This is a genomic window from Borrelia venezuelensis (assembly GCF_023035835.1).
Taxonomy (GTDB): Bacteria; Spirochaetota; Spirochaetia; order Borreliales; family Borreliaceae; genus Borrelia; species Borrelia turicatae.
The window spans coordinates 389,058-401,739 of the sequence record NZ_CP073220.1 but is presented as its reverse complement, the minus strand read 5'-3'; the positions used below and the strand labels follow the sequence as shown (position 1 = coordinate 401,739).

Here is a 12,682-nt window from a genome sequence, read left to right as displayed (position 1 = left end):
GTTTTATGAAAGAGATAAAAGATTTTGAAAAGATAAGAATAAAGATAGCATCTCCTGATCAAATTAGGAGTTGGTCTTATGGAGAGGTTAAAAAATCTGAAACTATTAACTATAGAACTTTGAGACCTGAGAAAGATGGTCTTTTTTGCGAGAGAATTTTTGGAACTACTAAAGAATGGGAATGTTATTGTGGAAAGTTTAAGTCAATAAGGTATAAGGGTATTATTTGTGATCGTTGTAATGTTGAGGTGACTCATTTTAAAGTTAGGCGTGAGAGAATGGGGCATATTGAACTCTCAGCTCCTGTTGCTCATATCTGGTATTATAAATATATTCCTTCTAGAATTGGTCTTTTACTTGATATTACGGCTTCTAATTTAAACTCTATTCTTTATTATGAAAAGTATATCGTAATTGAGCCAGGTGATACTGATCTTAAAAAGATGCAACTTTTAAATGAAGATGAATACTCTGAAGCAAAAGAGAGATATGGGATGTCTTTTAGTGCTTCAATGGGTGCTGAGGCCATTAAAACTTTACTTGAGAACCTTGATCTTGATGAACTTTCATCTAAGCTTAGACTTCAGATGATTGATAAAGATGATAAGACAGATAAAAAACTTTTAAGACGTCTTGAGATCATTGAAAATTTTAAAGTTTCTGGAAATAAGCCAGAATGGATGATTATGGATGTTCTTCCTGTTATTCCTCCAGAAATTAGACCAATGGTTCAGCTTGATGGTGGAAGATTTGCCACTTCTGATCTCAATGATCTCTATAGAAGAGTAATAAATAGAAATAATAGGTTAAGAAAACTTTTGCTTCTTAATGCCCCTGAGATTATTGTCAGAAATGAAAAAAGAATGTTACAGGAATCAGTTGATTCTCTTTTTGATAATTCTCATAAGAGAAAGGTTGTGAAGGGTACATCCAATAGACCTCTTAAATCTCTCTCTGATGCACTAAAGGGTAAACAAGGTAGATTTAGGCAAAACCTTCTTGGAAAGAGGGTTGATTATTCAGGTCGTTCTGTAATTGTTGTGGGACCTGAACTTAAGCTACATCAATGTGGTATTCCTGCAAAGATGGCGCTTGAGCTTTTTAAGCCATTTGTAATTAGAAAATTGATTGAGAGTGAATCCGTATTTAATATAAAGCGAGCAAAGAGTCTAATTGAACAAGAAGTAGATGAAGTATGGCAGATTTTAGACAATGTTATTAAAGAGCATCCTGTGCTTTTAAACCGGGCCCCAACACTTCACAGGCTGGGAATACAAGCTTTTGAACCAGTGTTAGTTGAAGGGAAGGCAATTAAATTACATCCTCTTGTTTGTCATGCATATAATGCTGATTTTGATGGTGATCAGATGGCTGTACATGTTCCTTTAACACCTGCAGCACAGGCTGAAAGTTGGGCTTTGATGTTGTCAACTAATAATTTGTTAAATCCTGCAAACGGACATCCTATTGTATTTCCATCTCAAGATATTGTATTAGGTCTTTATTACTTAACCATGGAGAGGAAAAATGTAGTGGGAGAAGGGCGTAAGTTCTCTAATTTCAATCATGTTCTTCTTGCGATTAATAATAAAAGTCTAGACTATAATGCACGGATTTATGTAAAGGTTGATGGTGAGTATATAGAAACTACGGCGGGATGTGTTGTATTTAATGAGGCTTTACCAGATAAAATTTCATTTGTAAATAAAACCCTTAGTGATTATGAGTTACAGAATTTGATTTCTGAAGTTTATGTTGTGTATGGTTCCTCTATTGTAATTGAAATGTTGGATATTATTAAGGAGCTTGGGTTTAAATATGCTACTAAATTTGGATGTACAATAAGTATGAGCGATATTATTGTGCCTGAAGAGAAGAAAGTATATGTGGATAAGGCTAATAGAGAAATTGCAAAAATTCAGAATGATTATACTAAAGGTGTTATTACTGGAGAAGAGAGATACAACAATGTTGTTTCTGTTTGGTCAAAGACAAATGAAGAGCTTACCAATAAGATGATGGAAATTCTTAAAAAAGATAGAGATGGATTTAATGTGATTTATATGATGGCTGATTCTGGTGCTCGTGGAAGTAGAAATCAGATAAGACAGCTTGCGGGAATGAGAGGATTGATGGCTAAAACCTCTGGAGATATTATTGAACTTCCAATTATTTCTAATTTTAAAGAAGGGCTTTCTGTTATAGAGTTCTTTATCTCTACAAATGGTGCAAGAAAGGGACTTGCAGATACAGCTCTTAAGACAGCGGATGCCGGATATTTAACGCGAAGATTGGTAGATATTGCTCAGGATGTTGTTGTTAGAATAGAAGATTGTGGAACTATTAATGGTATAAAAGTTGAGGCTTTAAAGAATGGTGAAGAAATAGTTGAGCCTTTAAGAGAAAAAGCTGTTGGTAGTTATTCAATTGAGAGAATAAAAAGTCCTATTACGGGCGAGATTATTTTAGATGTAAATGAAGAAATTACAGAGGATAAGATAAAGTTATTGGAAACCGTTGGTATTGACAAGCTTGTAATTAGATCTGTTTTGACCTGCGAAGCTGAGCATGGAGTTTGTCAAAAATGTTATGGACGTGACTTTTCAAATAATAAGCCTGTTAATATTGGAGAAGCTGTTGGGATAATAGCAGCTCAGTCAATAGGTCAGCCAGGAACACAGCTTACCATGAGAACTTTTCACATTGGGGGAGTTGCACAGGCTGGTAGTGAAGATGATAAGATTGCGCTTAAGAACTCTTTTATTCTTAATGGACTAGAGGGATTTAATGTGCAAGTTGATGGTGGATTGCTTTTTACAAGAAAAGGAACTTTAAGAGTAATAAATGTTATTTATGAAGAAGATATTAAGGATATTAAAGATTTTAAGGTATTAGATTCTCAAAAGGTAATTAAGGGAATGCCTTTGTTTACAAGCAAGGATGGTATTGATGTATTATCATCTCATATTGGTTATGTTAGAATTAAAGATAACAAGCTGATGATTGTCTCTGAAGAGCAAGAGATATCTCTCAAGACTGGTACGAAACTTGAGGTAAATGTGGGTGATTATGTTGAGGCTGGGCGTGTAATTGGAACATTTGATCCATTTGCGGAACCAATTATTGCTGAAGTTAGGGGAAAAGTTAAATTTAAAGATATTATTTTAGGAACAACTCTTAAAGAAGAAATAAACCTTGAAACAGGAAATATTGAAAAGAGAATTACGGATCAAGTTTTTGAGTCTCTTGATCCTAGGATTTTAATTATTAATGATAGAGGAATTGAGATTGCATCTTATGTTCTTCCTGGAGATGCTTATCTGCAAGTTGAGGATGGACAAGACATTGATATAGGGGATATCATTGCTAAACTTTCCAAAGGTTCTGAAAAAACTCAAGATATTACTGGTGGTCTTCCTAGGGTTAATGATTTGTTTGAGACAAGAATTCCAAAGAATTTGACTGAGATGGCTAAGGTAAGTGGAGTTGTTCAGTTTAAAGCGATTCAAAAAGGTAAAAGACTCATTAATGTTTTAGATGAGTATGGAGTTGAGCATAAGCATTATATTCCTGCTGGAAAACATCTTTTAGTTAGGGATGGAGACGTTGTTAAGGCTGGAGATATGCTTTGTGATGGAAGAATTAATCCTCATGATGTTCTTGAAATCCTTGGTGGAATTAGTTTGCAAGAATTTTTATTAGCAGAAATTCAGGATGTTTATAGGAAGCAGGGTGTAAGTATTAATGATAAGCATATTGGTGTGATCATTAAACAGATGATGAAGAAAGTTAAGATTGTGTCTGTAGGTGATACTAATTTTGTTTATAATCAAAAGGTGGATAAGCATACTTTTTATGAGCAAAATAAAAGGGTAATTGAACAGGGTGGTGAGCCTGCAGTAGCTAGTCCAATCCTTATTGGGATAACAAAGGCATCTCTTAATATCGATTCATTTATTTCAGCTGCTTCTTTCCAAGAAACAACTAAAGTGTTAACAGATGCTTCAATTGCAGGTAGTGTCGATGATCTTAAAGGTCTTAAAGAAAATGTTGTGATTGGACATTTAATTCCTACCGGAACAGGTATGAATTTATATAAAAGAGTTAAGGTGAGGGAAAATTCAAGCTCTGAAATGTAGCTTGAAAATAAATTGTATATTTGATACCATTTATTGGTAAAATTAGGAAAAAGGGAGCATAGATGCCTACAATCAATCAACTAATTAGGAAGCCAAGAAAGAGTCAAAAAGAAAAGACAGCATCTCCTGCGCTTCAAAATTGTCCTCAACGAAGAGGAATTTGTACTCGTGTAATGACGGTTACACCTAAGAAACCTAATTCAGCTTTAAGAAAAGTAGCCCGTGTTAGGCTTTCAAATGGATTTGAAGTAACAGCTTATATTCCAGGAATTGGACATAATTTACAAGAGCATTCAGTTGTTTTAATTAGAGGTGGACGAGTTAAAGATTTGCCAGGTGTTAGGTACCATATCATCAGAGGAGCTAAGGATACTCTTGGTGTTAATAATCGGAAGCAAGGTCGTTCTAAGTATGGAACTAAGAAACCAAAAGCTTAGGAGGTATAAATTGTATGTCAAGAAAGAGTAAAAAAATTAAAAAGAAGGTCTTTAAAGATTCTAAGTATGATTCTCAAGTTATTGCTAAATTTGTGAATAGAATGATGTATGATGGAAAAAAATCCATCAGTGAAGCCATAGTTTATAATTCAATTGATCTTCTTGCAGAAAAAACTGAGGAGGTTGATAAGGTTGCTGCTTTTAGTAAGGCCTTAGATAATGTTAAGCCATTGGTAGAGGTTAGAAGTAGAAGGGTTGGTGGTGCCACTTATCAAGTTCCAGTTGAAGTTAGAGAGGAAAGGCGTGAGGCATTGGCAATGAAGTGGATTATTGCAGCTGCCAGAAAAGCAAGTGGAAAATCAATGCAAGAAAAATTGGGAAATGAACTTGTTAATTCTTATAATTCAACAGGTGTTGCTTTTAAGAAGAGAGAAGATACTCACAGAATGGCAGAGGCAAATAGAGCCTTCACACATTACAGATGGTAATAGTAAAACACTTTTTTCATACATATTGTTGTGAGGTTTGTTGATCTTAGATATAATTGATGAGGGGTATCTATATGTTAAAAAAGGTTTTTTTGTTTTTTTTTATTCTAGGTTGTTCAGGTTCACGAGATCAAACTTCACTTTCTGATACTATTTCTGTCATTGTCGATGGGACTTTTGATGATAGAGGTTTTAATGAGAGTTCTTCCAATGCAATGGCTCAAATTAAAGAAGAGTTTAAAGTTAATATAATTCGGAAAGAATCCAAGGTTTCTGATTATTTAGCAGATATTGGAATATTAGAAGAAGGTGGTTCTAGTTTAATTTGGGGAGTTGGTTTTAAGTTTACAGATACGTTTTTGCGAAAATCTCTTGAAAATGCCAATGTGCATTATGGGATTATTGAAGGTGCTTACTCAGAAGATGTTGAGTTGCCCAAAAATTTAGTGAATGTAAATTTTAGATCTGAAGAAGGAGCGTTTTTAGTTGGGTATTTGGCCACTAATGCATCTAAAACAGGTAAGATTGGATTTTTAGGTGGAATGGAAAGTGTAGTTATTAATGCCTTCAGATATGGATATGAAGCTGGTGCTAAATATGCAAATAAGAATATTGAGTTGAATTCCCAGTATGTGGGGACATTCTCGGATCTCTCTCTTGGACATTTAATGGCAAGTAAGATGTATGCTTCTGGGGTTGATATTATATTTACGGCAGCAGGCCTCTCAGGTCTTGGTGCTATTGAGGTTGCAAAAGAGCTTGGAAATGGACATTACATTATTGGTGTTGATCAGGATCAGTCATATCTTGCACCTGATAATGTACTTTTATCATATGTTAAGAGGGTTGACTTAGTTATGTTAGATTTGATGAGATCTTATCTAGACGTTGGCAAGTGGAATGGTGGAGATAATTTAGAATTTGGACTTAAAGATGGAGCACTTGATTTGATTCTTAATAAATCAATAAGTTTAGATTTAATCAAAGATTATGATTTTCTTTCAGAAATTAAAAACAAAATAGTTGGTAATGAGATTAAAGTTCCTAAAGACGAAAAATCTTATGGTGACTTTGTTGTTAATCTGTGACATAAGAGCTAATATAACAATATAACTATGAGGAGTTTTTATATGAATAAATTCGTAATGTTCATTTTTGTTGTGTTAACTTTTTTAGGTTGTGATAAAAAATCATTGACTTCTAAATCTTTGGCAAAGCCCATAATTTCTCTGATAGTTGATGGAACTTTTGATGACAAATCATTTGGTGAGGATGCTTGGAAAGGTTCTCAAATGTTAGAAGGAGGTTTTGGAGTTGAGATTATTGGCAAAGCTTCAACAAGTACTGCTTATGCAAGTGATTTAGAAGATCTTAAAGATAAAGGTTCCAGCATTATTTGGGGAGTTGGTTTTAGACTTCAAGAAACTACTGAGCAGGCCGCTACCCTTAATAAAGATGTTAATTATGGAATGATTGATGTTACTTATGAAGATGATATAAATTTGCCTGATAATTTTCTTGGCCTCTCGTTTAAAGTTGAAGAGGCTTCATTTTTAGCTGGATATTTAGCTGCTAAGACATCTAAAACAGGTAAAATTGGGTTTTTAGGTGGAATGGAAGGTGTGGTTATTAATGCCTTCAGATATGGATATGAAGCTGGTGCTAAATATGCAAATAAAGATATTGAGTTGAATTCTCAGTATTTGGAATCATTTGTGGATTTATCTTTAGCTAGGACTATTGCTTTGAAAATGTACGAAGATGGTACCGATGTCATATTTGTAGCAGCAGGCCTTGCAGGTCTTGGTGCTATTGAGGTTGCAAAGGAACTTGGAGCTGGATATTATATCATTGGAGTTGATCAAGATCAGTCATATCTTGCACCTGATAATGTTTTAACGTCAGTTGTTAAAAATGTTGGGAATTCTATTTATGAAATAACAAAGAATTATTTGAATACGAATGATTTTGATGGTGGAAAAGTATTAAAATTAGGACTTAAAAATGATTCCGTAAGTATTGTTAAGCATGATTCCATCAAGGATGATATTAAAGTCGAGATTGAAACTATAGAAGATAAAATAGTTAGTGGCGATATTTCAGTTCCAAGTAATCTTTACGAATATAATAGGTTTTTAGATATTTATAATCTATTGAATTGATTTCTTGCTTAGAGAGAGGCAATTTCATTAATGTTTATTTTTTTAAATTTACCTTTATTTTATGTAAGGTAAATTTTGATATTTATAACTTATTATTATTGTTGATAGTTTGTTAAAAATTAAAAAATGTTTAAAGCTATTTTATAAGGAGAGGATAGGTTGTGTCAAATAATTTATGTTTTATAATTTTATTTATTTTATTGTTTGTATCTTGTTTTTCTTCAAAAGAGTCTTCTTCTTTTGTTGACAGACAAATTATTATGGGAATCATGTTTCCAGGTAATTTTGATGATAAAGGATATTTCCAAAATGCTTTTGAGGGTGCCGTTAAAATAACAAATGAATTTGAAATTAAGCTTCTTCCAAAAGTTTTAACACCTTATCCTGTTGAAGGCAAAAGGTTAATGACGGCTAGTGAAGTATTAGAAGAAGATGTTTACACATTGCAAAAGGATGGTGCCAATCTTATTTGGTTTATTAGTTCCCATTTTTCAGATTCTGCCTTAAGACTTGCTCATGAAAATACAAATACTTCTTATGGCATTATAGATCCTTTTGGTTATGATGATAATATTTTAATTCCTAAAAATTTTTTAGCTATTAATTTTAAAGCTGAGGAAGGAGCATTTTTAGCTGGTTATCTTGCTGCTAAGATGAGTAAGAGTAATAGAATTGGATTTATGACTGGTGTTAATATTAAATATGTTGAGAGATTTTTAGTCGGCTTTAGAGCAGGGGCTTTTTACGCAGAACCTAAAACAAGAATGATTGTAAAGAGAGTTTTAGACGAATTTAGCGAAGCTTCTGGTAAATCTGTTGCTGAGCATATGTATATTGAGGACGGTGTTGATGTTATTTTTCCTGTAATGGGTCCTGCTGCACTTGGTGTGTTTTCTGCTGCAAAGAAGCTTGGAGCTGGTCATTACGTCATTGGGATTAATAAGGATCAGTCATCTCTTGCACCTGGGCATGTTATTACTTCTGTGCTTAAGGATGTTGGAAAGACAATATATAATTTTTCATTAGATGCTATAAAAAAACACAAATTTAATGGTGGTAGAATAATTGAAGAAGGAGTAAAAGAAGGCGTTATAGATATTGTCAAAGATCCTAATATTATTGGCAATAATTTATTTGATACCATGACAAAGATTCAGACTGAGATAGTTAATGGGCAACTTATTATACCTTCTACTGAACATGAATTTGATTTATTTAAGGCAAGATTATAAACTTTTTAATTAGATAGGTTTAAAGGGAGATATTATGTGAAGAATTTATTTTTAATTTTATGTATGTTATGTTGTTCATGCTTTAATTCTAAAGTTAATGGTAATCTTGCTAAGATTGCCGTTTTAGTTGATGGAGTCTTTGATGATAAGACTTTTAATAAGGGTGCTTGGGATGGTGCTAAGAAAGTAGAAAAAGAATTTGGATTGGAAATAGTTATGAAGGAATCTAATTCAAATTCTTATTTAGCCGATCTTGAGTCATTAAAGAATAATGGCTCAAATTTTATCTGGCTAATTGGATATAAGCTTAGTGATTCTGCTATTATTGTTGCTTTAAAAAATCCAGAGATTAAATATGTAATTATTGATCCTGTTTATGATAGTGATTTGGTCATCCCTGAAAATTTGTCAGCCATAACTTTTAGAAATGAAGAAGGAGCATTTTTGGTAGGTTATATTGCAGCTAAGATATCTAAGACGGGTAAAATTGGATTTTTAGGTGGAGTTGATAATGTAATTGTTAATGCATTTAGGTATGGATATGAGGCTGGTGCTATGTATGCAAATAGGAATATCAATATTGATAATAAGTATATTGGCAGTTTTGTTAATATTGATACTGGAAGAAACATGGCAAATGAGATGTATGTAGATAAAATAGACATTATTTATCATGTTGCGGGTTTAGCTGGACTTGGAGTTATTGAGGCTGCTCACAACTTTGGAGATGAGTCTTATGTTATTGGAGTTGATCAGGATCAATCACATCTTGCTCCTGATAGTGTAATTACATCTTCAATCAAAGATATTGGACGAATTTTGAATATTATAATTTCTAATTACTTAAAAATTAATGCTTTTGAAGGGGGCCGTATATTAAATTATGGGTTAAGGGAGGGCTTTTTAGATTTTGTTAAAAATCCTAAGATGATTTCTTTCAAGCTTGAAAAGGAATTAGATGATATTTCTGAAAAGATAATTAACAGGAAGATTGTTGTTCCAAATAATGAGAGTACTTATAATAAATTCCTGAAAGAATTTGTTAATTAGTTTTTATTTTAAGTAATTATTGAGAAATATATTTTCATCTTTAATATCAGTTAGGTTTGTGTGATTATCATTTAGGCCTAAGCTTTTTTAATTATTTTAAGTTACATCAATCTGTTGTTGCAATATATAGTTTTAACTAATTTATTTTGCTTGGGTATTGCTTAGCTTTAAAATTGTGTTTAATATTAAAATTTTTGGTTTTCAGTCTCATTTTGTTATTATTATAATGTATAATAAATAGGAGTTGATTGATATTTGTTTTTCAGAGGTTCGAGCATTGAATAAGAGTGTGTTTCCCAAAATTTATTATTACGATCAGGATTTTATTGATATTTATAATAAGAGTCTTTCTTGGATTCGAGACAAAATTGTTTTTCCTCAAGCTTTGGAAAGGGGTAGAAAGGATAAAAACTATTATTCTGAAAACCTTGAGTTTATAGATCAACTTCAAGCTTGTCTTTCAAGCTTTTTTCTTGTTTATAGTAATGGGGAATATTCTCCCACATCTACTATTGATAAATTTTATGAACTTCAAGAGGCATCTGGTGCAATTAGAGCTCGTTATGACCGCAATAATAATATTGTTCATATAGAAGGAAATGATGATGGTATTGGCTTGCCCATTTTTGCTTGGGTTGAATACAATTTATATCATAAAACAGGCAATAAGAAACGTATCTGTGATGTTTTACCAGTTCTTGATAAGTATTATAAGTGGATAGAGAAAAAGTTTTTAAAAGCAAATGGTCTTTATTCAATTGATATGAATAAGATTTTTTATAAAAATTCTCCCAGAAATGATGCTTATTACCCGATAGATTTTAATTCACTTCAGGTACACAGTGCATATTGTATTGCAAAATTGGCAGACATATTAAATGATAAAAATTTATCCCTTGAGTATAAAAAAAGATTTTTTTCTCTTAAGGCTAAAATTAACTCATTGATGTGGGATGAAAAAGATGGTTTTTATTATGATCTTGATATTAACGAAAATATTGTTAGGTGTAAGACAATAGTAGGATTTTTACCACTGCTTTCCGAAATTCCAAGTGAAGATAGAATAGAGAGAATGATTTTTTATTTAAAGAGTCATGAACACTTTGGAACTCCAAATCCTTTTCCTACTCTTTCAGCTAATGATCCTAGCTTTAATTTAGATGGAAATGGATATTATGGTTCTGTTTATACTTATATGAATTTTTTTGTTATTAAAGGACTTGAATATTGTAGACGTTCAAATATTGCAAGAGAATTTACCATAAGACATCTGTATTATATATTAGATACTCTATTGCCTGATGGCAAAGTTAAGGGACATGTTTGGGAGGCTTATAAGCCAATGAAAGAGGGACCTGCATATTTAGATGTTGAGAAAAAGATTCTTCCAGAAAAAGATGTTATTTGTTATCTTGCACTTTTTAGTATTAGCCTGATGATAGAAAATATTATTGGACTTACAATTAGTCTGCCCGATAAAACAGTCTATTGGAATATTCCTGCTCTTGAAGTTATGGGAATAGAGAGTTTATCACTTAAAAAAAATCAAACCACAATTATATGTAATAAGGGCAAGAGGGGCTGGGAGATCAAGATGGAGTCTGAAAAACTTTATTACTTTACAATAAATATATTGAATAAAAAAGAAAAGACTTTGCCTATACCTTCAGGTAGATGTTCGATGCTTTTAGATAAGCTTTAATTAATAATTTGGCTATAAACATTTATTCAAAATTTAAATCTTGGAGATATTGATATGATAGATGTTGTATTTTTAAGAACCTTGCTTGAAGAGAAGAAATATTCTGACATAAAGGAAGAGCTTTTAAAATACGATGCTTTTGATATTAGTGAAGCTTTAAAAAAACTTAATGGTTCTGATTTGATTTTACTTTATAGATTCCTCCCCAAAAAGGTTGCTGTTGAAGCTTTTTCTAATTTTGATCAAGGCACAAAAAATAAATTGGCTAATTCCTTTACAAACAGAGAAATAAGAGAGATGATAGATGAATTAAATCTTGATGATGTTATTGATCTCTTAGAAGAAGTTCCAGCAAATGTTGTGCAAAGATTTTTAGCAAGTTCTACTGAGGAGAATAGGGAAATTATTAATAAATTCTTGTCTTACAGTGATGACTCTGCTGGTTCAATTGTGACGATAGAATATATTGAGCTTAAAGATTATTTTTGTGTTGGAGAAGCCCTTGATTATATTAGAAGGGTTGCAAAAACGAAGGAAGACATTTATACCTATTATATTACAGATGAAGAAAAACGGTTAAAAGGTGTCATCAAAATTGAAGATTTGATGTTATCTGGTGATGATGTTATTATTTCTGCAATAATGAGGACTAGCGGATTTTATATTGTTAAAGTTGGTGATGAAAAGGAAGATGTTGCTCTTCTTTTTCAGAATCATGATATCTCAAGTGTTCCTGTTGTTGATAATGAAGGGCGAATGATAGGAGTTATTATTATTGATGATATTCTTGAAGTTATTCAGAATTTAAATACTGAAGATTTTCAGATAATGGCTGCAGTTACTCCTTTAGGTAAGTCTTATCTTGATACTTCTATTTTTGATATGACAAAAAATAGAATAATCTGGCTTTTGATTCTTATGATATCTTCTACCTTAACTGCCACTATAATCACTAATTATCAGCATTTGGTTTTATCTTTGGTTATTTTAACCAGCTTTATTCCACTTTTAATGGATACTTCGGGTAATGCTGGTTCTCAGGCATCTGCATTGATTATTCGTGAACTTGCTCTTGGAACTCTTAAGGTAAAGGATTTTTTCAAGGTGTTACTTAAGGAAGTATGTGTTAGTATTCTAGTTGGTTCAATTCTTGCCGGTATTAATTTTTTAAGAATTGTATTTTTTGTAATTCCTGAGCATAATGAAAAATTCAAAATAGCTTTTGTTGTTTCTGCATGTTTAATGATAGGGTTGATGGTAGCAAAAATATTGGGCGGTCTTTTACCCATTTTAGCCAAGTTTATAAGAATAGATCCAGCTTTAATGGCTGGACCTTTAATTACTACTATTGCTGATGTTGTTACCTTAATTGCTTATTTTAATATAGCAAGATTAGTATTAACCAATTATTTTTAAGTATGATCTATTTTTAGTAAAATTAAAGTTGAGATTAAGACAGAATTAAATTGGAG

General features: G+C 32.1%; 9 protein-coding genes. All 9 read left to right on the top strand.

Features of this window, described 5'->3' with window-relative positions; translation table 11 throughout:
* Positions 1-5: 5 nt before the first annotated feature.
* The 9 genes from rpoC to mgtE all read left to right on the top strand — a co-directional run bounded on the left by rpoC (position 6) and on the right by mgtE (position 12,626).
* A complete protein-coding gene (gene rpoC / locus bvRMA01_RS01895; protein ID WP_247031789.1) occupies positions 6-4,139 on the top strand; it encodes a DNA-directed RNA polymerase subunit beta' in 4,134 nt (1,377 codons plus the stop codon).
* 62 nt (positions 4,140-4,201) lie between these two features.
* Complete coding sequence (rpsL, locus tag bvRMA01_RS01890; RefSeq protein WP_011772336.1) at positions 4,202-4,576, top strand: 30S ribosomal protein S12; 375 nt, start codon at positions 4,202-4,204, stop codon at positions 4,574-4,576.
* Between the two features lie 14 nt (positions 4,577-4,590).
* Complete coding sequence (rpsG, locus tag bvRMA01_RS01885; protein ID WP_011772335.1) at positions 4,591-5,064, top strand: 30S ribosomal protein S7; 474 nt, start codon at positions 4,591-4,593, stop codon at positions 5,062-5,064.
* 74 nt (positions 5,065-5,138) lie between these two features.
* Positions 5,139-6,152: a BMP family lipoprotein gene (locus bvRMA01_RS01880; protein ID WP_247031787.1), complete on the top strand. Its 1,014-nt coding sequence runs from the start codon at positions 5,139-5,141 to the stop codon at positions 6,150-6,152.
* A gap of 42 nt (positions 6,153-6,194) precedes the next feature.
* Complete coding sequence (locus bvRMA01_RS01875; RefSeq protein WP_247031785.1) at positions 6,195-7,226, top strand: BMP family lipoprotein; 1,032 nt, start codon at positions 6,195-6,197, stop codon at positions 7,224-7,226.
* Positions 7,227-7,387: 161 nt separating this feature from the next.
* On the top strand, positions 7,388-8,458 hold the full coding sequence (locus bvRMA01_RS01870; protein ID WP_247031783.1) for a BMP family ABC transporter substrate-binding protein: 1,071 nt from the start codon (positions 7,388-7,390) through the stop codon (positions 8,456-8,458).
* A 63-nt stretch (positions 8,459-8,521) separates the two neighbouring features.
* Positions 8,522-9,508, top strand: a complete 987-nt coding sequence (locus bvRMA01_RS01865; RefSeq protein ID WP_247032400.1) for a BMP family ABC transporter substrate-binding protein — start codon at positions 8,522-8,524, stop codon at positions 9,506-9,508.
* A gap of 277 nt (positions 9,509-9,785) precedes the next feature.
* Positions 9,786-11,210, top strand: coding sequence for an MGH1-like glycoside hydrolase domain-containing protein (locus bvRMA01_RS01860; RefSeq protein WP_041178464.1), 1,425 nt, complete (start codon positions 9,786-9,788; stop codon positions 11,208-11,210).
* 54 nt (positions 11,211-11,264) lie between these two features.
* Positions 11,265-12,626: a magnesium transporter gene (mgtE, locus tag bvRMA01_RS01855; protein ID WP_011772329.1), complete on the top strand. Its 1,362-nt coding sequence runs from the start codon at positions 11,265-11,267 to the stop codon at positions 12,624-12,626.
* The last annotated feature ends 56 nt before the right edge of the window (positions 12,627-12,682 follow it).